Source organism: Arthrobacter oryzae, from assembly GCF_031454875.1.
Taxonomy (GTDB): Bacteria; Actinomycetota; Actinomycetes; order Actinomycetales; family Micrococcaceae; genus Arthrobacter; species Arthrobacter oryzae_D.
The window spans coordinates 90,151-114,792 of the sequence record NZ_JAVDRQ010000006.1; the positions used below are offsets into that span (position 1 = coordinate 90,151).

A 24,642-nucleotide genomic window follows, 5' to 3' on the forward strand; every position below is an offset into this window, starting at 1 on the left:
GAAAAGCATAGGAAGCTAGATCAAAGCCCCTCCTCGGAAGGACCTACGATGACGTACACAGTGAACTGCTCCATCCTCTTGACGGAGCTGCCCCTGCTCGAGCGCCCGGCAGCTGCGAAGGCAGCCGGCTTTGACGCCGTCGAGTTCTGGTGGCCCTTCGAAACCTCCGTTCCCACCGACGCCCAGGTCACCGAGTTCGAGAAGGCCATCACCGACGCCGGCGTGCAGCTCACCGGCCTGAACTTCAACGCCGGCAACATGCCCGGAGGTGACCGCGGCCTGGTCTCCTGGCCCGCACGCTCCACCGAATTCCAGGACAACATCGACGTTGTCGCCGGCATCGGCGAGCGCCTCGGCTGCAAGGCCTTCAACGCCCTCTACGGCAACCGCATTGACGGGGAATCGGCCGAGAAGCAGGACGCCATCGGCGCCGAAAACCTCGCGGCAGCAGCTGCCGGCGTCGCCCGCATCGGCGGCACCGTCCTGCTGGAACCCGTCAGCGGCGCCCCCAAGTACCCGCTCCTCACGGCGCAGGACGCCCTCAACGTCATTGCCCGGGTCAAGGAGGAATCCGGCACGGAGAACATCAAACTCCTCGCCGATTTCTACCACCTGGCAGTGAACGGGGACGACGTCGCCACCGTCATCGAAAAGCACGCGAAGAACTTCGGCCACATCCAGATCGCCGACAACCCCGGCCGCGGGGCTCCCGGAACCGGTGAGCTTCCCCTCGGCGAATGGATCGCCCGCAGCCGCGAACTCGGCTACGAGGGCTACATCGGCCTCGAATACAAGGAACCGGCGGAGACCGCGTTCAGCTGGGCCATCCGCGAACACGTTTCCCGCTAACCAATCACCAGGACCCGCCCGCCCAACTGAGTAGCAGCAGATGTCGTTTAGAACCCTCAAAACGACACCTACTGCGACCTAGTTGGGTAAGCCACCCACAGACTTCAGAAAAGAGAACCACTATGAGCAACGTTGCAGTCATCGGACTCGGAATCATGGGCCTGCCCATGGCCATCAACCTGGTCAAGTCCGGCCACACCGTCACCGGCTTCAACCGCAGCCAGGACAAGATCGACAAGCTCGTCTCCGAAGGCGGCAAGGGTGCCACGAGCATCGCGGACGCCGTCAAGGACGCCGACGTCGTCATCACCATGGTCCCGGACTCCCCCGACGTTGAGGGTGTAGTCAGCGGCAAGGACGGCGTCTTCGCCAACGCGAAGAAGGGCACCCTCTGGATCGACGCGTCCAGCATCCGCCCCGACGTCGCCAAGCGCCTCTCCGAAGAGGCCGTCGCAGCCGGCATCCGCCCGCTCGACGCCCCGGTCTCCGGCGGCGAACAGGGCGCAATCGACGCCGCCCTCTCCATCATGGTGGGTGGCGACGCGGCAGACTTCGAGGCAGCACAGGACGTCCTGAACGCCGTCGGCAAGACCATCGTCCACGTCGGCCCGTCCGGCTCCGGCCAGACCGTCAAGGCCGCCAACCAGCTGATCGTCGCCGTCAACATCGAGGTCCTCGGCGAAGCCATCGCCTTCCTCGAGGCCTACGGCGTGGACACCGACGCAGCCCTCAAGGTCCTCGGAGGCGGCCTCGCCGGCTCCAAGGTCCTGGACCAGAAGGGCCAGAAGATGCTGGACCGCAACTTCGACCCCGGCTTCCGCCTGGCCCTTCACCACAAGGACCTGGGCATCGTCACCTCCGCCGCCCGCGAAGCCAACGTCGCCATCCCGCTCGGCGCCTTGGTTGCACAGCTCGTCGCCGCCACCGTCAACCAGGGCGACGGCGGCCTGGACCACTCGGGACTCTTCAAGCAGGTCCTGCAGCTCAGCGGCCGGAAGTAAAGCACCTCCGGCAGTAGCCGGAAAACAAGCAAAACCGGAGATCCGCCGTCGTACATAACGACGGCGGCTCCCCCGGTACACCCAAAAACGGTTTCGACCAGCTCAACCACCGGGCACCAAAAGACTTTAGGAGTACACAATGACCAAGATGCGCACCGTAGACGCTGCCGTCGCAATCCTGGAAAAGGAGGGCGCCACCGAGGCGTTCGGCCTGCCAGGCGCGGCAATCAACCCCTTCTATTCGGCCATGCGGGCCCACGGCGGCATCCGCCACACGCTGGCCCGCCACGTTGAAGGCGCCAGCCACATGGCGGACGGCTACTCCCGTGCCGCCGACGGCAACATCGGCATCTGCATCGGCACGTCCGGGCCCGCCGGCACCGACATGATCACCGGGCTGTACGCGGCCTGGGCCGACTCCATCCCCATGCTCTGCATCACCGGCCAGGCCCCTGTAGCCAAGCTGCACAAGGAAGACTTCCAGGCCGTGGACATCGAGTCCATCGCCAAGCCCGTCACCAAGATGGCCATGACCATCCTGGAGCCCGGCCAGGTTCCCGGCGCCTTCCAGAAGGCCTTCCAGCTGATGCGCTCCGGCCGTCCCGGCCCCGTGCTGCTGGACCTGCCCATCGATGTGCAGATGGCCGAGATCGAATTCGACATCGACACCTACGAGCCCCTGGCCGTGGAGAAGCCCAAGGCCAGCCGCAAGCAGCTGGAAAAGGCCCTGGACATGCTGACCGCGGGTGAGCGCCCGCTGATCGTGGCCGGCGGCGGCATCATCAACGCCGGCGCCTCCGAGCAGCTGGTTGAACTGGCCGAACTGCTGGGCGTTCCCGTCATCCCCACCCTGATGGGCTGGGGCGCCATCGCCGACGACCACCCCCTGATGGCCGGCATGGTGGGCCTGCAGACCTCGCACCGCTACGGCAACGAGAACTACCTGCGCAGCGACTTCGTGATCGGAATCGGCAACCGGTGGGCCAACCGCCATACCGGCGGTCTGGACACCTACACCGCCGGCCGGAAGTTCGTTCACATCGACATCGAGCCCACGCAGATCGGCCGCGTGTTCTCCCCGGACTTCGGCATCGCGTCTGACGCCGGTGCTGCCCTGGACGGCCTGATTGAACTGGCCCGCGAACGCCGCGCCGCCGGATCCCTGCCGGATTACACCGCCTGGGCCGCCGAATGCGCCGAGCGCAAGGCCAGCCTGCACCGCAAGACGCACTTCGAGAACATCCCCATCAAGCCGCAGCGCGTGTACGAGGAGATGAACAAGTCCTTCGGCAAGGACACCACATATGTGTCAACCATCGGCCTGTCCCAGATCGCCGGCGCCCAGATGCTGCACGTATTCGGTCCGCGCAAGTGGATCAACGCCGGACAGGCCGGCCCCCTGGGCTGGACCGCACCGGCCGCCCTGGGCGTTGTCCGCGGCAAGCCGGACGAGACCGTTGTTGCCCTGTCCGGTGACTACGACTTCCAGTTCATGATCGAGGAACTGGCCGTGGGCGCACAGTTCAACCTGCCGTACATCCACGTGGTGGTCAACAACTCCTACCTGGGCCTGATCCGCCAGTCGCAGCGCGGCTTCAACATGGAACAGAACGTTTCCCTGGCCTTCGAGAACATCAACAGCCCGGAAACAAACGGCTACGGAGTGGACCACGTCAAGGTGGCCGAAGGCCTGGGCTGCAAGGCCGTCCGCGTGGAGGACCCGAACGACCTGGCTTCCGCGTTCGACAAGGCCAAGGCACTGGCCGGCGAGTTCAAGGTTCCCGTGGTGGTTGAAGTGATCCTGGAAAAGATCACCAACATCTCCATGGGCGTGGAAATCAACGCGGTGAACGAGTTCGAGGAACTGGCCGAGACCAGCGCAGACGCACCCACCGCCATCCTGGCGATGCAGGCCTAATCATGCGGATCGTGATCGCGCCGGACAAGTTCAAGGGCTCACTGTCCGCCCCGGACGTTGCCCGGCACTTGGATGCGGGGCTGCAGGCGGCTACGGGCCACAACCTGGACGTCATCCGGATTCCGGTGGCCGACGGCGGCGAGGGCACCCTCGACGCCGCCGTCGGCTCCGGATTCACCCGCCGGAGCGCGCTGGTCAGCGGACCCACCGGGCAGCCGCTCCGGGCGGAGTTTGCGGTCCGCGGCCGTGAAGCGGTCATCGAAATGGCCGCCGCGTCCGGCCTCGCCGTACTCCCGGACGACATCAAGGACGCAAAGAACGCCACCAGCCTGGGCACCGGGGAACTGATCCGGGCAGCGCTCGACGCCGGATGCCGGCAGATCATTTTGGGCGTCGGCGGGAGCGCCAACACCGACGGCGGTGCCGGCGTCCTGCAGGGACTCGGCGCGCAGCTTCTCGACGCCGAGGGCAACGAACTTCCGCCCGGCGGCGCGGCCCTCGCACGGCTTGACCGGATCGACTTCTCGGGCTTCGACTCCCGGCTGGACGAGGCACGGTTTGTCCTCGCCAGCGATGTGGACAACCCGTTGCTCGGAGCCGAAGGCGCTGCCGCGATCTTCGGCCCGCAGAAGGGCGCCTCCCCGGAGGACGTGGGAATCCTCGATGCGGCGGCGTCCCATTTCGTGGACGTGCTCGCCGACGAGATCGGTCCCCGCGCACTGAAGGCCGCGGACGCACCGGGTGCAGGGGCGGCCGGCGGCGTGGGCTACGCCGCCATCGCGGTCCTGGCCGCGACGCGCAGGCCTGGCATCGACGTCGTCCTGGAATTCACCGGGCTCGCGGACCGGCTGGCCGGCGCGGACCTGGTGATCACCGGCGAAGGCAGCCTCGACGAACAGAGCCTGCTCGGCAAGACGCCCATGGGGGTGGCGCGCGCGGCCAAGCGGGCCGGCGTTCCGGTGGTGGCCGTTTGCGGCCGGACCACGCTGACGCCGGAGCAGCAGAAGGAATCCGGCTTCCGGCAGGTCTACCCGCTGACCGCGCTGGAGGCCAAGGTAGAAATATGTATAGCCGAAGCAGGACCCCTGCTTGAACAATTGGGAAAGAACATCGGCGTGGAGCTGGCGGACCTTGTCCCGGCGGACTCCACCCCGGCCGGTTCCACCCAGCCAGCGAACAGCGCCCGCACTAAGGAGCCCCTCAATGTCTGAAGAAAGCTTTGACCTCGTCATCCGGGGCCAGCGAGTCCTCACCACCGCCGGCATCGCGGCGCGCGAAGTGGGCGTGCGCGGCGGCAAGATCGTCGCCATCGAGCCGCTGGGCAACGGCCTGTCCGGCGCGGAAGTGATCGAACTTGCCGACGACGAGACCCTCATTCCCGGCCTGGTGGACACCCACGTCCACGTCAACGAACCCGGCCGCACCGAGTGGGAGGGCTTCGCGTCCGCCACCCGTGCCGCTGCAGCCGGCGGCGTCACCACCATCATCGACATGCCGCTGAACTCCATCCCGCCCACCACCACGGTGGAAGGCCTCAAGCTCAAGCGCGAGGTGGCCGAGGACCAGGCGTTCGTGGACGTCGGGTTCTGGGGCGGCGCCGTGCCCGGCAACAAGGCTGACCTCCGCCCGCTGCACGACGAGGGCGTGTTCGGCTTCAAGTGCTTCCTGCTGCACTCCGGCGTGGACGAGTTCCCGCACCTGGAAGCGGACGAGATGGAAGAGGACATGGCCGAGCTCAAGTCCTTCGACTCGCTCATGATCGTCCACGCCGAAGACTCGCACGCGATCGACCATGCGCCCCACCCCGGCGGTGACAAGTACGCCACGTTCCTGGCTTCCCGCCCGCGCGGCGCCGAAAACAAGGCCATCGCCGAGGTGATTGAGCGTGCCCGCTGGACCGGCGCGCGCGCCCACATCCTGCACCTGTCCTCCTCCGATGCCCTGCCGATGATCGCCAGCGCCAAGCGCGACGGCGTGCACCTCACGGTGGAGACCTGCCCGCACTACCTCACCCTCATGGCGGAGGAGATCCCCAACGGCGCCACCGCGTACAAGTGCTGCCCGCCCATCCGCGAGGCCTCCAACCGCGAGCTCCTCTGGCAGGGCCTGCAGGACGGTACCATCGACTGCATCGTCTCGGACCACTCCCCTTCGACGCTTGACCTGAAGGACCTGGAAAACGGCGACTTCGCCGTGGCCTGGGGCGGTGTCTCCTCGCTGCAGCTGGGCTTGTCCCTGATCTGGACCGAGGCCCGGCACCGCGGCATCCCGCTGGAGCAGGTGGTTTCCTGGATGGCCGAGAAGCCTGCCGCCCTGGCGCGCCTCTCCAACAAGGGCCAGCTCGCCCTCGGCTACGACGCCGACTTCTCGGTCTTCGCGCCGGACGAGGCCTTCGTGGTGGACGTCTCCAAGCTGAAGCACAAGAACCCAATCACGCCCTACGACGGCAAGGCTCTCTCCGGAGTTGTCCGGAAGACCTTCCTGCGCGGCAGCGTGGTGGACGGCCGGACTCCCGGCGGAAAGCTCATCCGCCGCGGCGGCGTCTGAGGCCCCACGCCATGGCTGTCCAGGTACATTTCCCCCGCGGCATATGTGCGACGGGCCCGGCCAAGTCCGGCCCGGCGCTCAAGGCCCATGGACTGGCCGTCTGGGTAACCCCGGACGGCGACCAGGACATTGACCCCGCCGTGATGGCACGCGCCGCGGAACTGATGCTGGCGCGTGCCCTGAAGATTGCTCCGGAGGCGGAGGTCCACGTTTGGCCCGCCGCCGGGGCTGCAACTTCCGCTGCCCATGCTGCCCCGCCGGGGGGACCGCACGGGCCAGCCGGCAGCGGAACCCAGGTGCCGTCGTCGTCCGTTTCGGAGGACTCCCCGGAGGACGACGACGGCGCAACTCCCCTCCCGCCGTTGGCCGGGCCGGTAAGCCTGGTGTCAGTGGACCTTGCCGCCGGCGAGGTCCGGCTGGACGGTGAGCCGGTGGCGCTGACCGGCGTCGAGTTCAAGCTCCTGAGGTATCTCGTGGAGAATTGTTCGCGGGCCGTCAGCCGCGAGGAGCTCCGGCTCTTCCTGGAATCGTTCGATTCCCCCGCGGCGGCCTCCCGGTCCATCGATGTCTATGTTGGACGGGTGCGGCGGAAGCTGCGCCGCGGCCGGCATGCGATCGCCACGGTGCGCGGCGGCGGGTACCAGTTCATCCCCGGACCTCACACGAAAGTGCGCGGGCCGGCGGAATACTGCATCTGAACCCGTGGTTGTTGGAGTAGAAAGCACTTCAGCACGACCGTTCAGCACGCTTTTGTCAGTAAACAGACTCCCGAAGGATCATCATGACCTCCACTCTGACCACCAAGCTCCAGCCCGGAACACAGGCACCGGACTTCACGCTGCCTGACGCTTCGGGCAAGCCGACGGCGCTGGCCGACTACCGCGGCAAGAACGTCATCGTGTACTTCTACCCGGAAGCCGCCACCCCCGGCTGCACCACCGAAGCATGCGACTTCCGCGACAGCCTCGAGTCCCTGCAGGGCTCCGGCTACGAGGTCCTGGGCGTGTCCCCCGACGCCCCGGAAAAGCTGGCCCACTTCACCGGCGACTTCGCGCTGACCTTCCCGCTCCTGGCCGACGAGGACCACTCTGTGGCACTGGCTTACGGCGCGTGGGGCGAAAAGCTTAGGGACGGCGAAGTCACCGAGGGCATCGTCCGCTCCACCGTGGTGCTGGATACCGAAGGCAAAGTGAAGCTCGCCCAGTACCAGGTCAAGGCCCAGGGCCACGTCGCAGCACTGAAGGAAACACTGGGCGTCTAGGTCTCCCCTCCCCCTCCCCGGCCCCGGACGCTCTCTCACTTCCTGCACCCTTTTCTCGGACGCTCTCTCAGTTTCTGCGCCCTTTTCTCGGACGCTCTCTCACTTATCACAACAAAAACCGGAACGATCTCTCAGTAGTGAGAGATCGTTCCGGTTTTTTATGTAAATAGTGAGAGACCGTCGCGGTTTAGGCGGCAGGAAGTGAGAGAGCGTCCTGCCGTTAGAGGCGCGTCCGGTCGGAGGCCAGTGCGGACTGGCGGACCTGCGCCGGGGTGAAGCGGGCACCGGCGTCCGGGAAGCCGGGAACCTCGATGCGCGCGTGGCTGTGGACTTCAGTGACCGTGTCCCGGGTGTGCTCGGCGATTTTGGCCATCGTGGTGACCCACATGCCGTCCATCGCCTTGACCCGGCTGATCAGCTGTTCCAGGGCCACCGCTTTGGACGGCCGGCCGGAGATGAACGGATGGTTGGTCAGCACGAAGCAGCTTCCGGCCGCGTGGTGCGCCTCGGCTTCGAGCGTCCACATTTCGAGGACCTTGGCGGGACTTTCGATGACTCCGCTGCCGGTGACGCCCGGGTAGAAGGCGTACTGCTCCCAGTCGTCGAGCGCCCAGTCCACCGGGATTTCGACCAGGTCCCTGGAATCGCCCTCGGCGACGGTGAACCGGTACGGCGCATCGCCGTCGAGCAGGCTGGAGTCGTAAAGGAAGCCCCGGTCCGCCAGCAGGGCGGGCGAGTGCCAGTTCAGCTCCCACCACGGAGCGCGGTAGCCGACCGGCCGAACGCCCGCGACCTTGGCCAGTGCTTCGAGCCCCCGGTCGATGTACCGCGCCTCGGTGGCGGCGTCGATCCCCTGCATGGGTTCGTGCAGGTAGCCGTGGTGGGCGATCTCGTGTCCGGCGTCCACGATCCGGCGCACCACATCCGGGTAGCTTTCCGCAGTGAAGCCGGGGATGAAGAACGTGGCTTGGATGTCCTGGCGCTGCAGGATCTGCAGCAGCCGCGGCACCGCGACCTTGGGTCCGTACGACTGGTGGGTCATGAGGGACATCCGGCGCGTGCTGGTGGGATCGTGCGCGATGGTGCATGATTCCGCGTCCACGTCGAACGTGAAGGATGCGGCCGCCCGGTACCCTTCGGGCCAGGTGATGGGATGGGCGGAGTCCGGGAAAGCGGGGAATTCCATGGTCCGATTCCTTTCTAGAGCGAGATGGCGGTTGTCGTCGGGCGGGCTGCCGCTTCCGTGACTGCTTCGTCCGGGACGGTTACCTCCAAGGGCTGCGGTTCTGCGCCGGCCAGAAACCTGCGGTGTACCCGGGGGCCAAGGACCGCGTAGGTCGCCGCGCTGCTGAGTCCGCCGGCGAGCCAGGACAGGTCCCAGCCGCCTAGGGCCACTGCGATGGGGCCCTGCATTGCCGGGACCAGCCCGTACATGAACAGCCAGGTGGCGAAGATGCCGACCAGGAGGGACACAACGCCGGCCCAGTTGATGCCGGGGAGCCGCTTGGTGCCAACGGCGTCGAACAGCCGTGCGGGGTTGCCGGGCCAGCGCTTTTCAATCCAGAAGTAGTGCACCAGCATCACGCCGCCCCAGGCAGCCACCCAAGCCACGAGTCCGATGAGCCAGGCATCCAGCACCGCGGCGAAGTCCTCCTGGAAGATGAAGAAGACGACGGCGGCCAGCGAGAACACTCCGACGAACAGGTTGAGTTTGCGGCGGCTGATGGTGATGTCGAGCGCCTGCGTCGCGACCGAGAAGGTGTAGATGTTCAGGATGTTGGTGGCGATGGGTCCGTGCAGGACCATCAGCAGCACCGGAAGTGCGAGGACACCGAAGTTCTGGACGATGAGTTTTCCGGGGTCGATCTCGCCGCTGTTGGTGGCGAGGCTGGCGCCCAGGACTCCGAGCCAGACGACCGGGATGAACTGACCCAGGACCGAGGCGAGGTAGACCTTCTTCTTGGGCACCTCGGTGCTGACGAAGCGGGAGTAGTCGGCGGCGTAGGTGAACCACGTGATTCCCCAGCCGATGCCGATGGCCGTCATGACGGCGCTCATCGCGGCGATCCGCTCCGAACCTTCGAGGATGTTGCCGGCAGGGCCGGCGTAGGTCCAGTTGATCTTCATACCGAACCAGGCGACGGCGGACATCACCGCGAGGATAATGATGGTGGGCGGCACGGTCCACTTTTCAAAGGCTGCGATGGCCTTGTAGCCGAACCAGGCGATGGCTACCTGGGCAGCCATGATGGCGGTGGCCACGCCGATTTTCCAGCCGTAGTTATGGGCAGTCGGGTCAACCCAGCCGAGGGTTCCGAAGAGCGCCATCACCAGGTCCAGGATGATCCAAGTGTTTACCGCGCACCAGCCGATCACCAGAAGCGCCTGGATGGCGGCGGGGAGGTAGTTTCCGCGTCTGCCGAATGCTGCGCGGGCCAGGACCATGCCCGTGGCGCCGGTCTTCTGGCCGAGCAGGACGAAGCAGCCGAACAGCAGCATGCCGATCAGGTTTCCCAAAACCAGAACGATGACCGTGTCGGCGAAGCCGAGTCCCAGGTGGATGCCGAGCGCGCCGAGGACCCAGTTGATGGGCGCGAGGTTGGCGCCGGCCCAGATCCAGAACTGTCCGGAGACTTTCCTGGTCCGCTGGGATTCAGGAATGGGCTGAAGCCAGGCCTCGACGTCATTGTCGGTTGCCTGCACTGTGCCAGCCGGGGCTGCAGTGGAGTTGTTATGCATGTGGGGCCTCCATAGGGAGAAAAGGGGGATACCGCAAGAGTATGTGCTGCAGACCACACACAACAAGATACGATATGTATACGAAAAAGACCCTTTGCACGACGGAGCGTAATGCCGATAAAGCTCACCGACATCCTGAAACACGCCACTCTCACCGCTGCTGATCCCGTGATCCGCGCCGGTGCCGCGGCAGCGGCCAGTACGCAGCTGCGATGGGTCCACTCCAGTGAAGTTTTGGACATAGCCCCGCTGCTTAGCGGCGGCGAACTGCTGCTCACCGGCGGTGATGCGTTGGCTACGGCCCCGGACAGCCGCCGCGTGGAGTACGTCCGGCAACTTGCAGCCCGGGGCGTGGGCGCCCTCGCGGTGGAAACCGGCCAGAGCCTGGCCGCGATTCCGTCCTCGATGGTCCAGGCCGCGGAAAGTGCCGGGCTGCCCCTGATTGAATTCCGCAGGGTGGTGCCCTTCGTGGGCATCATGCAGGCCATCAATTCGATGCTGGTCAGCGAATCGGTGGCACACCTGCGCCGCGCGGACGAGGCCAGCCATGCCATGGCTGTTGAACTGGCCCACGGGAGCAGCCTCGACCAGATCCTGGCGGTGCTCGCCGGCGTCATTGACGCGACGCTGGAGCTCTCGTCGGTGTCCGGCGTAACGCTCGGCAGCGCCGGTCCTGATGAGGCCGGACCGGATGGCGCCATCCCGGACGGGGCGGGTCAGGACCGGGCGGGTCAGCCCGGGGACGGCTCCGTTCTGACGCGAAGCTCGAATCCGGCGCAAAGTTCAGGGACAGACGGGTCCAAGGCAGATAAACGGCCCGGACAGGCTGCCGGAACGGGCGCTGGCGGCACGTTGATCAGCATCGACGTCCCTGTTCGCGGTGTCCCCTCGGCGCGGCTTGCCATCAATGTCCCGCACGGCGGGGACGTCAACCTGGCTCGTGTCGCCGGTGGGCGCTGCATTGACATCCTGTCGCTGGCGCTGCTGCAGCGGATGCCGCCGGGGCTGAAAGAGGTGGCCGGAACGGCGCTCCTGCGGGCTGTCAGCTCCGGCAGCCAGCCCTGGCGGCTACAGCAGCTCTCTCCGGCTGCTGGGATCCCGCCCTCCGCGACGCTCGTGGCCGTCGTCGTAAGGACTTCCACGTCGCAGCAGCTGCGTGCAGCGATGGACAAGATCCTGAAGCGGTCAGCGCAGCAGAGCGCCAGCTATGTGGACAACGCGGAGCTCCTGGCCCTTGCCGTCCTGCCCTTCGACGGGGCGGCAGCGGCACGGACCGGGCTGGTGACAGCGTTGCGGGAGCTGCCGGTTGAGGCCGGAACCATGACGGCGGTGGGCCCGTTGGCGGCCGGGATAGAGAACGCACCGTGGTCCCTGTCAGAGGCGAAATGCGCCCTGGATCTCGCAGCGAACGGTTCGGTTCGGGCCGCGGCGCGGCCGCTGTCGGAAAACGAAGGCGTGGTGCTCGACGTCGAACATCTCGCCGTCGAGCGCCTGGTGGCGCAGCACCTGGACCAGGGCGTGCGGCAGGATTTCGTCCGCCAGCAGCTGGGACCCGTGCTGGAGCACGACGCACGGCGGAATTCGCAGCTGTTGGCGACCCTGGCAACCTGGCTCGACTCCGGCTGCAATACCGCGCAGGCCGCGCGGGAGCTGCACGTGGAGCGGCAGTCGATGCACCACCGCCTGCAGCGGATCTTCGAGCTGTGCGGCGGCGATCCGAGGGGAACAGGCCGGCTCGCCGCGCTGCACTTGGCCACCCGGCTGGCCGGACTGTAACCCGTCGGGAAGCAGCAGTCCCGCCGGAACGCAGGACGCTCTCTCACCTTTCGCGACAAAAACAGGGACGCTCTCTCACCTTTCGCGACAAAAACAGGGACGCTCTCTCACTTTCCCCAAGAAAGTGAGAGAGCGTCCCGATTGAGGCGACAGAAAGTGAGAGAGCGTCCCGATTGAGGCGACAGAAAGTGAGAGAGCGTCCCGTAGGTTAGCGGAGCACCACTGTCCTGTTGCCGCGAAGGATGACCCTGCCTTCGCAGTGCCAGCGCACGGCGTTGCTGAGTGCCTTGCATTCAGTGTCGCGGCCGGCGGCCACGAGGTCCTCCGGCCCGTAGGTGTGGTCCACTTCGACCGTCTGCTGCGAAATGATCGGACCCTCGTCCAGCTCGCCGTTGACGTAGTGCGCCGTGGCACCCACGGTCTTCACGCCGCGGGCATAAGCCTGGTGGTACGGCTTGGCACCCTTGAAGCTGGGCAGGAAGGAATGGTGGATGTTGATCGCCTTGCCGTCCAGCTTGCGGGTGAGCCCGTCGCTGAGGACCTGCATGTAGCGGGCCAGCACCACGAGTTCGACGTCGTACTCATCGATCAGCTCCAGCAGCCTGCCCTCCGCCTCGGGCTTCGTGGCGGCGGTGACGGGCACGTGGAAGAACGGGATGCCGTGCCATTCCACGAGGGCCTGGTGGTCCGTGTGGTTGGAGACCACAGCCACCACGTCAACCGGAAGTTCGCCGATCCTGGCGCGGAACAGCAGGTCGTTGAGGCAGTGCCCGAACTTGGACACCATGATCAGCACCTTGCGCTTGGCACCCTTCGGCTCCAGCCGCCAGCTCATCCCGAAGCGGTCAGCAACGGGGGCAAAAGCGGTCCGCAGGGTGTCCGCCGTGGAGGCATCGCCGTCGGACGCGAAGTGCACCCGCATGAAGAAGTGCCCTTCGGAGCGTTCGCCGAACTGCTGGTTGTCAATGATGTCGCAGCCGTGTTCCAGCAGGAAGCCGGAGACGGCGTGGACGATGCCCGGTGACTCACGGCAGTCGAGCGTGAGGACATGCTCCACCGTGGTGGCCGGCTCCGGGAGCGAGGTTTCAGTGTCGATGGCAGTCATGGCTCAGCACTCAATCACATTCACGGCGAGGCCCCCGCGGGAGGTCTCCTTGTACTTGGTTTTCATGTCCGCTCCTGTCTCACGCATTGTTTTAATGGCTTTATCCAGCGACACCTTGTGGCTGCCGTCGCCGTGCAGCGCCAGCCGCGCGGCGTTGATGGCCTTCACGCTGGCGATCGCGTTCCGTTCGATGCAGGGAATCTGCACCAGGCCGCCCACGGGGTCGCAGGTCAGGCCAAGGTTGTGTTCAATCCCCACTTCGGCGGCGTTCTCCACCTGTTCGGGGGTGCCGCCCAGCACCTCGCACAGCCCGGCGGCCGCCATGGAGCAGGCCGAGCCCACTTCACCTTGGCAGCCCACTTCCGCGCCGGAGATGGAGGCGTTGATCTTGAAGAGGATTCCGACGGCGGCGGCCGCCAGCAGGAAGCGGACGACACCGTCGTCGTCGGCTCCCGGAACAAACTTGACGTAGTAGTGCAGCACCGCCGGCACAATGCCGGCCGCGCCGTTGGTGGGGGCGGTGACGATGCGCCCGCCGGCCGCGTTCTCCTCATTGACGGCGAGCGCGAAGAGGTTCACCCACTCCATGGCCCGCAGCGGATCGGTGACGCCGGTATCCGCGGTCAGCGTGCGGAACAACGACGGCGCCCGCCGCCGAACATTCAGCCCGCCCGGAAGGATTCCTTCCGCGGCACAGCCGTTGTCCACGCATTCGCGCATGACGGCCCACAGCTTCAGCAGCTCCTCGCGGAGCTCCGCTTCGCTGCGCCACACCAGCTCGTTGGCGAGCATTACATCCGAAATGGACATGCCCTCGCGCCGGCAGATCGCCAGCAGTTCGTCGGCAGATGTGAAGGGGTACGGCAGCGGGGTGTCATCAGCCACCACGTTGTCGCCCGGGGCGGCGTCGCCGTCGACGACGAAGCCGCCCCCAATTGAATAGAAGCTCCGCTCGCTGAGGACAGCGCCGGTGTGGTCCAGCGCCCGGAAGGTCATGCCGTTCGGGTGGGCGGGCAGCGACTTGCGGCGGTGCAGCACCACGTCCTCGTCCCAGTTGAAGTCCACCCGGTGGCTTCCGCCGATCCGGAGTTCGGCATCGAGGGCAGCCGCGGCAACCTGGTCGTCGGCGGTGGATGTGTCCACCGTTTCCGGGTCCAGGCCCTGGAGGCCCAGCACCACGGCCTTGTCGGAGCCGTGGCCCCGGCCCGTGGCACCGAGTGATCCGAACAGTTCGGCCTGGACCCGGACGGTGGCGCTCAGGTGGCCGTCCCCTTTGAGCCCGTCAGCGAACAGTTTCGCCGCCCGCATCGGGCCCACCGTGTGTGACGACGAGGGCCCGATGCCAACGGAGAAGAGGTCCAAGGCGCTCAGCGCCATCAGGGCACCTCGGGAGAAGCGTATTCCCTCATGCCGTCCAGCAGCCACCTGCCCAGGAAGTCTGCGAAAGAAGCCCGCGGGAACAGCCGGAAGCTCTCATCACCAGTCTTCAGCAGGACCACGGGGATGTTGCCCACTTCGGTGTTCAGCGCAGTTCCGGGCGTGAAGCTGCGGGGGTGCAGGTCCAGGGCACAGCCCTTTTCCAGCACTGCCCGGGCGCGCGGGCCGGAGAGCTCGAACGTGGTGCGGTTGGCGGAGAGGTCCACAACCTGCCCGGGCGCATCGGCCAGGGCGGCCTCGAGTGCGCGGATGAGATCGCCGCCGAGCGAATCGTGGGCATCCTCCGGTGCCACCACGAGGAACTCCGACGGGCCCAGCCAGAGAACGCTGACGTCCTCCGTGCCGCGGACCTCGCCGCAGCGTGCCGGCAGTCCGCCGACAACCGACGCGACCCGTGCCCCTTCCTCGGAGTTGAGGGCCACGCGGACGCCGGCCATGGTCTGGAACGGGCCTTCCTTCAGGACCACGGTTCCTTCGACGGAGCCGGCCTCCAGCGCGGCGGCCAGGTGTGACGCCGGGCTGCGGCGGATGTCCCGGAGTCCATTGATGCCTTCGAGTGCTGCTGTGTTAGCCATCTTTGCGGGTCCCTTCGGGGTCAAAAAGTACGGTTTCGGCGACGACGACATCAACCAGCTGGTCGCCGGCGGCGGCCACGAGGGTCTCGCCGATGCGGTTGCGGCCGTTCTTGATCAGTGCCAGTGCAAAGGACCTGCCCAGCGCGGCGCTGTGGTAGCTCGAGGTCACGAAGCCCTGCATGGGGACGGGACCGTAGGCGGGGTTGGTGGAGATCCCCTTTTCCACGAGCTGGGTGCCTTCCGGCAGCCGCAGCGATCCGTCCACGGGAAGGACGCTGACCAGGTGCTTGCGATCCTCGCGCTGGGCGTCGGCCCTTGCGTAGGAGCGCTTGCCGACGAAGTCCTTCGCCTTGGAAACAATCCATTCCATCCCCGCGTCCTGCGGGGTGACAGTGCCGTCAGTGTCCTGGCCGACGATCGGGTAGCCCTTTTCGGCCCGGAGCACGTGCATGGTTTCGGTGCCGTAGGGGGTGATGTTGAATTCGGCCCCGGCTGCGGCAACAGCTTCCCAGGTGTTCAGCCCGTACCAGGACGGCACGTTGATTTCGTAGGCCAGTTCACCGGAGAACGAGATCCGGCAGATCCGTGCCTGCACGCCGGAGGCGAGGGTGGTTTCACGGAAGGTCATGAACGGGAAGGCTTCGGCCTCCAGCCCGCCGTCGGCGGCGAGTTCCGGTGCCACCTTGGCGATCACTGCGCGGGATTTGGGCCCGACGACGGCAATGGTGCTCCACTGCTCGGTCACCGAGGTGCAGTGCACGTCCAGTTCCGGCCACTCGGTCTGCAGCCATTCCTCCAGCCAGTCCAGCACCTTCGCGGCGCCGCCGGTGGTGGTGGTCATGAAGAACCGGTCCTCGTCGAGGCGCAGGGTCACGCCGTCGTCGAAGATCATGCCGTCCGCCATGCACATCACGCCGTAGCGGGCAGAACCGGGAGCGAGCTTCTTGAAGGCGTTGGTGTAGATCCGGTTGAGGAACTCACCGGCGTCCTTGCCCCGGATTTCGATCTTGCCGAGCGTCGTGGCATCCATGAAGCCCACGGACTCGCGGACGGCGGCGCACTCCCGCAGTACGGCGGTGTCCATGTCCTCCCCGTCCTGCGGGTAGTACCACGGACGCTTCCACTGCCCCACGTCCTCGAACAGTGCGCCCTTGGCAACGTGCCAGGGGTGGATCGAGGTGACGCGGGCGGGGTCGAACAGTTCGCCGCGCTGGCGTCCGGCGAGCGCCGCAAAGGCCACAGGGGTGAACGGCGCCCGGTAGGTGGTGGTGCCGATGTCGCCGATGCCCCGGGACGCTTCGCCGGCTGTGCGGAGCGCAGCGGCGATGACGCCGATCGCGTTGACGCCGGAGGTTTTGCCCTGGTCGTTGGCGGTGCTGATGGAGGTGTAGCGCTTGATGTGCTCCACCGACCGCATGCCTGCCCCGGTGGAGCGGAGGACGTCGGCCACGGACTGGTCCCGCTGGAAGTCGACGAAGTGGTTGTGCCAATCGTCCGGCGTGCCGGCCTGCCCTGGTACCAGCCACAGCTGGCGGGTGGGACCGGACGCTTTCGGCTCGCCGATGACGGACGGCGTGGTGGCGGATTCGAAGCCTGCGGCGATCGCGGCGGAGGCTCCGGCGGAGGTGCCTTCGGCGAGGCAGTCCACGAGTTCGAAGCTGCCGCGGCCCGAGCCAACAATCTGCTGGTTGGGGACAACGGTGCTCGGCACGAAGGCTGCCAGGTCCTCGTCCCAGCGCAGCTTGCCCTGCCGCTGCGAGTGCAGGTGCACCAGCGGGCTCCAGCCGCCGGAGACAGCCAGCAGGTCGCAGGCGATCTCTTCGATGCCGGAGGTGAGTTCGCCGTCGTCGTTGATGCTGCGGACGGTGACGGAGGTCAGCCGGCGGTCGCCGGACTCAGCAGCTGTATCGGTTCCGGCTGCGGTGTTGGCGATGGCGCTGCCAATCAGCACCCGGGTACCTGCTTCGACGGCGGCGGCAGCCACCGGCGAAATGCTGGGACGGGCGTCGACGACGGCCGCGACCTTGACGCCGGCGGCCCGAAGGTCCGAGGCCAGGGCGTAGGCGCTGTCGTTGGTGGTGCTGATGACCACCCGCTGCCCCGCGGCAACTGCGTAGCGGTTGAGGTAGCTGCGGACGGCGGAGGCGAGCATGATGCCGGGGCGGTCGTTGTTCTCGAAGACCAGCGGGCGTTCGTGGGCGCCGGGAGCCAGGACCACCTGATTGGCACGGATGTGCCAAATACGCTGCCGGGACACCCCGGGGGCGGCCGGGCTGGACAGGTGGTCGGTGCGGTTCTGGACGGCGATGACGTAGTTGGCGTCATAGGCGCCGAAGGCCGTGGTGCGGTTCAGCACGGTGCATTCGGCCGCGGACACGAGTTCGGCTTCGACGTCAGCCACCCATTCCAGCGCGGGCTTGCCCTCGACGGAGTCGGCAAGGTCCGGCGTGGTTGATCCGGACAGGAGCGTGCCGCCGAGTTCGGGCTGGTCGTCCAGCAGCATCACGCGGGCACCGGTGCGGACGGCTTCGCGGGCCGCTGCCAGGCCGGCGGGGCCGCCGCCGATTACCAGGACGTCCGTGTGCACGTACTTCTTGTCGTATTCGGCGCGGTCTTCCTCCGGGTCCAGGCGGCCCAGGCCGTTGAGCAGCTCGGCCTGGAGGCCGTCCACCAGGGTGACGGTGGTGGCGGGAAGCATGGACTCGGCCACATGGCCGGGGAACCGGGGCGCCACCTTGACCAGTGCATTGGCTTCTTCAACACCGGCGGACATGATGCCGCGGGCACGGTCCTCGTAGAGCGAGTTGCCGACGGCGATGCGGCCGTTGGCAAGCAGCGCCGAGGCCAGGGTGTCGCCGGGGTGTCCGGTGAATTCTTCGCCGTCCACGGTGAAACGCCAGGAAATGCTGCGGTCGATGCGTCCGCCGGCGGCGAGGCGGGCGTTCTGGGAAGTCACTTGGTTGCTCCTTCCGGGGCGGTGGTGCTGGAGGCGTTGGTGCTTGTTGCAGAAGTGCTGGTTCCAGCGATGCTGGGCGCGCTGTTGCCGGTGGTGGTGCTGTCCGCGGCGAGGCTGGCAGTGCCGGATTCGGGCGCAGGTGAAGCAACGGCAGCGGGACGGGGCGCGCCCATCGGGTAGACGGCCTGGATGTCGTAGCTGACAGTGTCGCGGAGCATGTTGAACCACTGGCGGCAGCCGGTGCTGTGGAGCCACCGTTCGGCAAAGATGCCCTTGGTGTTGTCACGGTAGAACAGGAACTCGGCCCATTCGCGGTCGTTCAGTTCGTTCGGGTTCTCCGGGTAGGGCACGTGGGCCTGGCCGCCGTAGTGGAACTCGGTCTCGTCGCGCGAGCCGCAGTTGGGGCATGAGATAAGCAGCATGTGCGTCTTCTTTCTATGGGACGGCGGCTAGTGGGCGACGGCGGCTGCGCCGTGTTCGTCGATCAGGGCACCGGTTTCGAAGCGTTCCAGCGCAAACGGCTTGTTCAGCTTGTGCGGTGCCCCGGTGGCGATGGTGTGGGCGAAGGTCAGGCCGGCAGCCGGAGTGCCCTTGAAGCCGCCCGTTCCCCAGCCACAGTTGACGAACATGTTGTCCACCGGTGTGGTGCCCACGATGGGCGAGGCGTCCAGGGTGGTGTCCACGATGCCGCCCCAGGTCCGGAGCACGTGTGCCCGGGCGAAGATGGGGAACAGTTCGACGGCGGCGGCCATCTGGTGTTCGATCACGTGGAAGGAGCCGCGCTGGCCGTAACCGTTGTAGGAGTCGACGCCGGCGCCCATGACCAGTTCGCCCTTGTGCGCCTGGGAGACGTAGACGTGCACGTGGTTGGACATGACCACGGTGGGGTGGACCGGCTCGTGCAGTTCAGAGACCAGGGCCTGGAGCGGGTGCGACTGGATGGGCAGCCGGAAGCCGGCCATTTCAGCCAGGACCGAGCTGTGCCCGGCCGCGCACAGGCCCACCTTTTCGGTGTTGATGGTGCCGCGGTTGGTCTTGACGCCCACCACGCGGTTGCCGTCCTTGAGGAAGCCGGTGACTTCGCAGTTCTGGATGATGTCCACGCCGAGCTCGTCGCACTTGCGGGCGAAGGCCCAGGCCACGTGGTCGTGCTTGGCGATGCCTGCACGCGGCTGGTAGGTGGCGCCCATGACGGGGTAGCGGATGTTGTCGCTGATGTTCAGGATGGGGCAGAGTTCCTTGACCTGGTCCGGCTCCAGCCATTCCGCGTCCACGCCGTTGAGCTTGTTCGCTCCGACGCGGCGGATGCTTTCGCGGACATCACCGAGGGTGTGGGCCAGGTTCATGACGCCGCGCTGGCTGAACAGGAAGTCGTATTCGAGCTCTTCCGGCAGGATCTCCCACAGCTTCAGGGCGTGCTCGTAGATGGCTGCGCTCTCGTCCCAGAGGTAGTTGGAACGGATGATGGTGGTGTTGCGGGCCATGTTGCCGCCGGCCAGCCAGCCCTTTTCCAGGACGGCGATGTTGGTCATGCCGTGGTTCTTGGCGAGGTAGTAGGCCGTTGCCAGGCCGTGCCCGCCGCCGCCCACAATCACAGCGTCGTAGGAGGACTTGGGCTCGGGATTGCGCCAGAGGAAATCCGGGTGCTCGGGGAGCTGATGGGTGCTCACTGGGCTGCTCCAATCATGTCTGCTTCGAACTCGGCAATCTCGGTGCCGTTGATGATGTGGGGGTAGAGCGGGAACTGGTCGGCGAGGGCCGTGACCCGGGCGCGGAGTTCGACGGCGGTATCCTCGCTGAGCGATGCGCCGTCACCGGTGCCGTTGCCGGCAGCGGCGACCAGCGCCGTCGCAATGATGTCAGCCACTTCGGCGAATTCCACGGCGCCGAAGCCGCGGGTGGCGAGGGCGGGCGTGCCGATCCGGAGGCCGGAGGAAACCATCGGGGGGCGGGGATCGAACGGCACGGCGTTGCGGTTGACCGTGATGCCGATCCGGTGCAGGGCGTCTTCGGCCTGCTGCCCGTCCAGTTCAGAGTTCCGGAGGTCCACCAGGACCAGGTGCACGTCGGTGCCGCCGTTGACCACGGAGATGCCGGCTGCGGCCACGTCGTCGCGGAGGAGGCGCTCGGCCAGCAGCTTGGATCCCTGCAGGACGCGTTCCTGGCGTTCCTTGAACTCCGGCGAGCCGGCCAGCTTGAAGGCCACGGCCTTGGCGGCAATGACGTGCTCCAGCGGGCCGCCCTGCTGGCCCGGGAAAACGGCGCTGTTGATCTTCTTGGCGTACTGCTCCTTGGCGAGGATGACTCCGCCGCGCGGTCCGCCGAGGGTCTTGTGCGTGGTGGTGGTGACGACGTCGGCGTAGGGCACCGGGTTGGGGTGCAGTCCGGCGGCCACGAGGCCGGCGAAGTGCGCCATGTCCACCATGAGGTAGGCGCCAACCAGGTCGGCGATCCGGCGGAACTCGGCGAAGTCGAGCTGGCGGGAGTAGGCGGACCAGCCGGCCACGATCAGCCGGGGGCGGTGTTCCAGGGCCAGCGCTTCGACCTCGGCCATGTCCACCACATGGTCCTTTTCGCTCACGTGGTACGGGACCACGTTGTAGAGCTTGCCGGAGAAGTTGATCTTCATGCCGTGGGTGAGGTGGCCGCCGTGCGCCAGGCTCAGGCCCATGATGGTGTCGCCGGGGTTCAGCAGGGCGAACATGGCGGCGGCGTTGGCCTGCGCGCCGGAGTGCGGCTGGACGTTGGCGAATTCGGCGCCGAACAGGGCCTTCACCCGGTCGATGGCCAGCTGCTCGATCACGTCAACGTGCTCGCAGCCGCCGTAGTAGCGCTTGCCCGGGTAACCCTCGGCGTACTTGTTGGTCAGGACTGAGCCCTGTGCCTCCATGACCGCCGCGGGGGCGAAATTCTCCGAGGCGATCATTTCCAGCGTTGACTGCTGGCGGTCCAGCTCGCGGACAATGGCCTGCTGGACCTCGGGATCGACTGCGGAAAGTCGCTCGTTCAACTGCTCAACCACGGTTGCTCCTTTGAAATACTATTGATGCAAAACTAATATATTAGTGTGAGTGCAATGGTATGATTGGGATCACAAGAGAGTCAAGGGGTTGAAGCAAAATGGCACTGAGCTTCCGCTTGGAACCCGGATTCTAAGTACCGATGAATGGAGCGGCGCCTTGAATGCACTTCCCGCCCTGACTTCCGTCGAGGACGAGGCTCCGTCCCAGGCGGAGGCCGCGTACCGGCAGTTGCGCGACAAGCTGATCATGCTGGAGATCCGCCCCGGCGAGCCCATCAATGATGGTCAGCTGGCGGCCGAGTTCGGGTCCGGCCGCACTCCTGTGCGCGAAGCTATCAAGCGGCTGGAGGTGGACCACCTGGTGGTGTCCTATCCCCGCCGGGGAACTTTCGCCACCAACGTGGACTTCACGGAGCTGGCCGACGTGTCGGAGGTCCGGGAGCTGCTCGAACCGCTGGCGGCGCGGCGCGCGGCCACCAGGGCCAGTGCGGCCATGCGCCGCGAACTGCTGCAGGTGGCTCAGACCATCGCCGGGCTGGACCCCAGTCCCGCGGAGTCCCGCGAACTCATGCGGTACGACCTGACGGTCCACCGCCTCATCTACAAGGCGGCCGCGAACCCGCACCTGGAGAACACCCTGATCCGCTACGACAACCTTGCAACCCGGATCTGGTGCGTGGTCCTGGACAAGGTTCCGTCAGTGAGCGGCCACATCACTGAGCACGTGGAACTCCTCGAAGCGGTTGCGGAAGGCGATGCCGACAGGGCTGCCAAGCTGGCGCTGCACCACGTCACGAGCTTCGAGGAAACAATCCGGACGGTGCTCTAAGCCGATTTAACCCCGGACGCTCTCTCACTTTTGGCGGTTTTTCCCAGGATGCTCTCTCACGTATGAGAGAGCGTCCCGGTTGAACCGCCCGATAGTGAGAGAGCGTCCCGGTTGAACCGCCCGATAGTGAGAGAGCGTCCCGGTTGAGCGGGTTTAGCGGCCGCCTCCCCCGATCACCCCGGCTTCCACGGCTTTGGTGACGGCATCCGCCTCGGCCTGGGTCAGCTTGCCGTCGGTGACAGCAGCGTCCAGCCTGGTCTTGAGGGCGGCCGCCCGTTCGGCCTGGCCCGCGGCACGGATTTCCTCCAGGGCCGCCGTGACCTTGGATTCCTCGACGCCGAGCGATTCAGCCAGGGACTTGGCCATCGCCGCGTCCAGGGCGGAGCGGTCCGGCTTGGTGCCGTCAGTGGCGGCTCCCTCGGCAGGCGTGCCGGTTGGCTTGTTGGCGTCCCGGAACGCCTGGATGGCTTCCGTCACCTTGGCCTCCTCGACGCCGAGTTTCGTGGCCAGGTCAGCAGCCAGCTGACCGCGGTCCCCCTTGTGGCCGCCGCGCTTTCCGCTGTCAACGGCTGCGGAGCCGTCAGCAGGGCTGGTGCTTGCCGAGGCCGTGGAACTCGGGCTGGGCGTCTCGGCGGCCGAAGCCATCCCGGTGACTCCCATTCCGGCGCCCAGGGCCAAGGCCCCGGCCGTGAGGCCGAGCGTGATTCTCTTCGTACGTGACATCCTCTGTCTCCTTCATCCGCCGTGCTGCACGGCTCTTACGGAAGAACGGCTGTTTCACCGCCTGAGACAAAGATGCGCGCCCAAGATCAGTCAGGGCTGTTGGGAAACTGTCACTGCGCTGTGAATGCCGGAATGCCGGAATGCCACATGATGAGGGGCGTCAGCCGTTTCTCTTCCAGCTCTTTGGCCACTTCATATTGAACAGCAGCAAGCCCAGCAGGAGCGCGTCGACGGTCATGATTGCCGCCATGAGATAGGCCCAGCCGATCATCATGAGTTGCTCACCGCCAATCGGGAGCGCAAAGTGCGGGGGTGCATCCTGTTACCCATGACAATCTCCTGACGTGGATCCCCCCAGTCAATCGATAGTCCACCAAGTGTGGCACGGCCACCGCCCGGACGGAACGGCCGGCACTACTCGAAAAATGCCGCAGTTCCGTGCCGTCCGGGCGGGGCAGTACTTGCTAGATGATCGCGGCTCGCAGTTCCTTGGCGGCCAGCGCGGGATCGGCTGCGCTGTAGATGGAACCGCCGACGACGGCTACATCTGCACCGGCGCGCTGCACTGCGTTGATGGTGGAGATGTTCACTCCGCCGGCCACGGAGAACGGCACTCGAGCTTCCTCGCCGGCGCTGAGCAGCACATCCAGGTTGTAGCCCGGCTTGGCCTGCTCGTCGAGGCCCGCGTGGAACTCGATGAACTTGGCGCCCAGGGCGCGGGCTTCCTGGGCGCGGGTAACCTTGTCCGCGACGCCGATCAGGTCAACAACGATGCCCTTGTTGTGGGCCTTTGCTGCCTTGACGGCGCCGGCAATGGTGGAGTCGTCGGCGCTGCCCAGGACGGAGACCAGGTCTGCGCCCGCGTTGAAAGCGATCTCGGCTTCGAGTTCGCCGGCGTCCATGGTCTTCATGTCGGCAAAAACGATCTTGTCCGGGTGGGCCGTCTTGACGGCGGTCACGGCGGACAGCCCGGCGTTCTTCACCAGCGGTGTGCCGAGTTCGATGATGTCAACGTATTCGGCAACCTTGCCGGCGAGCTCGAGGGCGGCTTCGACGGTCAGGACGTCCATGGCGACTTGCAGTTTCATGTGTGTTCTCTTTTCGGTGTGGTGGTTGGTTTTGGTGCTTTTGGTACTTGGATCAGGCAGGCCTATTCGAGGTTGGCGTGGCGTTCCCAGAGTTCTTCCGGGGCCGCCGCGTTCTCATCCCAGAGGCTTTGGAACACGGCCTCGGTGGTGGCAAAAAGCACCTGTTCAAAGAGGCTTCCCGAGTACTGCCGGGACAGGGCGGAGCCGTGATCCGTCTTTTGGGCGGCCGGGATGACCACGACGGCGGCGGCTGCTGCCGCGAGTGGGGAACCGGAGTTCGTGGTGTAGGCGGCAACCCGGGCGCCTTGGGCGGCCGCGGTTTCCGACGCTTTGACGACGCCGGCAGTGGTACCGGAGCCTGAGGCTGCCAGCAACAGGTCACCCGGACGGATGGCCGGCGCGGTTGTCTCGCCGACCACGTGCACCGTCAGCCCGAGGTGCATCAGCCGCATGGCCGCCATTTTCAGGACGAGGCCGCTTCGACCGGCTCCCGTCACGAAGATCCTCTCGGCCAAACGCAGCTCGGTTACGAGGGACGCGACCTGCGCCGGATCAACGCGCTGGAATACTTCGCTGATTTCGTCCTGGACAAGAATCCGGTTGTGGATGAAGGCCCGGGATGTATCGGCATGGGCGGCCGGATCGGTTTCCGTGATGACGCTCATTGGCTGCTACTCCTTGTACGAGAGTTGTTACTTATCCATCCTGACTCTCCTGCAGGGTAGGTCCAACGCCATGATCGGACGGTCTTCCCTACCCAAAAGGGTAGGCATGTGCATGGAAAACCGTAGAATAGGCAGGTGAACAAACCCTCAG

21 protein-coding genes are annotated in these 24,642 nt (G+C 66.3%); 9 read left to right on the top strand and 12 right to left on the bottom strand.

What is annotated here, in order from left to right:
• Positions 1-48 precede the first annotated feature (48 nt).
• From J2805_RS12270 to bcp, 7 genes are all read left to right on the top strand, one after another.
• Positions 49-849: a hydroxypyruvate isomerase family protein gene (locus J2805_RS12270; RefSeq protein WP_309976510.1), complete on the top strand. Its 801-nt coding sequence runs from the start codon at positions 49-51 to the stop codon at positions 847-849.
• Positions 738-1,850, top strand: coding sequence for a 2-hydroxy-3-oxopropionate reductase (locus J2805_RS12275; RefSeq protein ID WP_309976513.1), 1,113 nt, complete (start codon positions 738-740; stop codon positions 1,848-1,850). The genes J2805_RS12270 and J2805_RS12275 overlap by 112 nt, the downstream gene beginning before the upstream one ends.
• Positions 1,851-1,989: 139 nt before the next feature.
• Positions 1,990-3,768, top strand: coding sequence for a glyoxylate carboligase (gene gcl, locus J2805_RS12280; RefSeq protein ID WP_309976514.1), 1,779 nt, complete (start codon positions 1,990-1,992; stop codon positions 3,766-3,768).
• Positions 3,769-3,770: 2 nt separating this feature from the next.
• On the top strand, positions 3,771-4,979 hold the full coding sequence (locus tag J2805_RS12285) for a glycerate kinase (RefSeq protein ID WP_309976517.1): 1,209 nt from the start codon (positions 3,771-3,773) through the stop codon (positions 4,977-4,979).
• Complete coding sequence (allB, locus tag J2805_RS12290) at positions 4,972-6,315, top strand: allantoinase AllB (protein WP_309976519.1); 1,344 nt, start codon at positions 4,972-4,974, stop codon at positions 6,313-6,315. The genes J2805_RS12285 and allB overlap by 8 nt, the downstream gene beginning before the upstream one ends.
• An 11-nt stretch (positions 6,316-6,326) precedes the next feature.
• On the top strand, positions 6,327-7,013 hold the full coding sequence (locus J2805_RS12295) for a winged helix-turn-helix domain-containing protein (RefSeq protein ID WP_309976520.1): 687 nt from the start codon (positions 6,327-6,329) through the stop codon (positions 7,011-7,013).
• Positions 7,014-7,096: 83 nt separating this feature from the next.
• A complete protein-coding gene (bcp, locus tag J2805_RS12300; RefSeq protein WP_309976522.1) occupies positions 7,097-7,576 on the top strand; it encodes a thioredoxin-dependent thiol peroxidase in 480 nt (159 codons plus the stop codon).
• 220 nt (positions 7,577-7,796) lie between these two features.
• On the opposite strand, the gene J2805_RS12305 is transcribed toward bcp, so the two are convergent.
• The gene (locus tag J2805_RS12305) at positions 7,797-8,762 is read right to left on the bottom strand and encodes a polysaccharide deacetylase family protein (RefSeq protein ID WP_309976524.1); all 966 of its coding nucleotides are present in this window, start codon (positions 8,760-8,762) and stop codon (positions 7,797-7,799) included.
• Positions 8,763-8,776: 14 nt separating this feature from the next.
• Positions 8,777-10,315 (bottom strand): purine-cytosine permease family protein, encoded by a 1,539-nt coding sequence (locus J2805_RS12310; protein WP_309976526.1) that lies wholly within the window; start codon positions 10,313-10,315, stop codon positions 8,777-8,779.
• A 111-nt stretch (positions 10,316-10,426) separates the two neighbouring features.
• Between J2805_RS12310 and J2805_RS12315 the strand changes: the two genes are divergently transcribed.
• On the top strand, positions 10,427-12,091 hold the full coding sequence (locus tag J2805_RS12315; RefSeq protein ID WP_309976528.1) for a PucR family transcriptional regulator: 1,665 nt from the start codon (positions 10,427-10,429) through the stop codon (positions 12,089-12,091).
• Positions 12,092-12,299: 208 nt separating this feature from the next.
• Here J2805_RS12315 and purU read toward each other — a convergent pair whose 3' ends face one another.
• The 7 genes from purU to glyA are packed head-to-tail and all read right to left on the bottom strand — an operon-like array spanning position 12,300 to position 21,186.
• Positions 12,300-13,196, bottom strand: coding sequence for a formyltetrahydrofolate deformylase (gene purU / locus J2805_RS12320; protein ID WP_309976530.1), 897 nt, complete (start codon positions 13,194-13,196; stop codon positions 12,300-12,302).
• A gap of 3 nt (positions 13,197-13,199) precedes the next feature.
• Positions 13,200-14,573: an L-serine ammonia-lyase gene (locus J2805_RS12325; RefSeq protein ID WP_309976532.1), complete on the bottom strand. Its 1,374-nt coding sequence runs from the start codon at positions 14,571-14,573 to the stop codon at positions 13,200-13,202.
• Entirely contained in the window at positions 14,573-15,208 is a 636-nt protein-coding gene (locus J2805_RS12330; RefSeq protein ID WP_309976534.1) for a sarcosine oxidase subunit gamma, read from the bottom strand. The genes J2805_RS12325 and J2805_RS12330 overlap by 1 nt, the downstream gene beginning before the upstream one ends.
• Entirely contained in the window at positions 15,201-18,164 is a 2,964-nt protein-coding gene (locus J2805_RS12335; protein ID WP_309976537.1) for a sarcosine oxidase subunit alpha family protein, read from the bottom strand. Before J2805_RS12335 ends, J2805_RS12330 begins: the two co-directional genes overlap by 8 nt.
• Complete coding sequence (locus J2805_RS12340; protein ID WP_309976539.1) at positions 18,161-18,586, bottom strand: sarcosine oxidase subunit delta; 426 nt, start codon at positions 18,584-18,586, stop codon at positions 18,161-18,163. Before J2805_RS12340 ends, J2805_RS12335 begins: the two co-directional genes overlap by 4 nt.
• Before the next feature lie 27 nt (positions 18,587-18,613).
• Positions 18,614-19,834: a sarcosine oxidase subunit beta family protein gene (locus tag J2805_RS12345; protein WP_309976541.1), complete on the bottom strand. Its 1,221-nt coding sequence runs from the start codon at positions 19,832-19,834 to the stop codon at positions 18,614-18,616.
• Positions 19,831-21,186: a serine hydroxymethyltransferase gene (gene glyA / locus J2805_RS12350; RefSeq protein ID WP_309976543.1), complete on the bottom strand. Its 1,356-nt coding sequence runs from the start codon at positions 21,184-21,186 to the stop codon at positions 19,831-19,833. The genes J2805_RS12345 and glyA overlap by 4 nt, the downstream gene beginning before the upstream one ends.
• 157 nt (positions 21,187-21,343) lie before the next feature.
• Between glyA and J2805_RS12355 the strand changes: the two genes are divergently transcribed.
• A complete protein-coding gene (locus J2805_RS12355) occupies positions 21,344-22,015 on the top strand; it encodes a GntR family transcriptional regulator (RefSeq protein WP_309976545.1) in 672 nt (223 codons plus the stop codon).
• Positions 22,016-22,168: 153 nt separating this feature from the next.
• Here the strand turns inward: J2805_RS12355 and J2805_RS12360 are convergent, their stop codons facing one another.
• From J2805_RS12360 to hxlB, 3 genes are all read right to left on the bottom strand, one after another.
• Entirely contained in the window at positions 22,169-22,738 is a 570-nt protein-coding gene (locus tag J2805_RS12360; RefSeq protein WP_309976547.1) for a hypothetical protein, read from the bottom strand.
• Between the two features lie 464 nt (positions 22,739-23,202).
• Positions 23,203-23,826: a 3-hexulose-6-phosphate synthase gene (gene hxlA, locus J2805_RS12365; RefSeq protein ID WP_309976550.1), complete on the bottom strand. Its 624-nt coding sequence runs from the start codon at positions 23,824-23,826 to the stop codon at positions 23,203-23,205.
• Between the two features lie 62 nt (positions 23,827-23,888).
• Entirely contained in the window at positions 23,889-24,491 is a 603-nt protein-coding gene (gene hxlB, locus J2805_RS12370) for a 6-phospho-3-hexuloisomerase (protein WP_309976552.1), read from the bottom strand.
• Between the last annotated feature and the right edge of the window lie 151 nt (positions 24,492-24,642).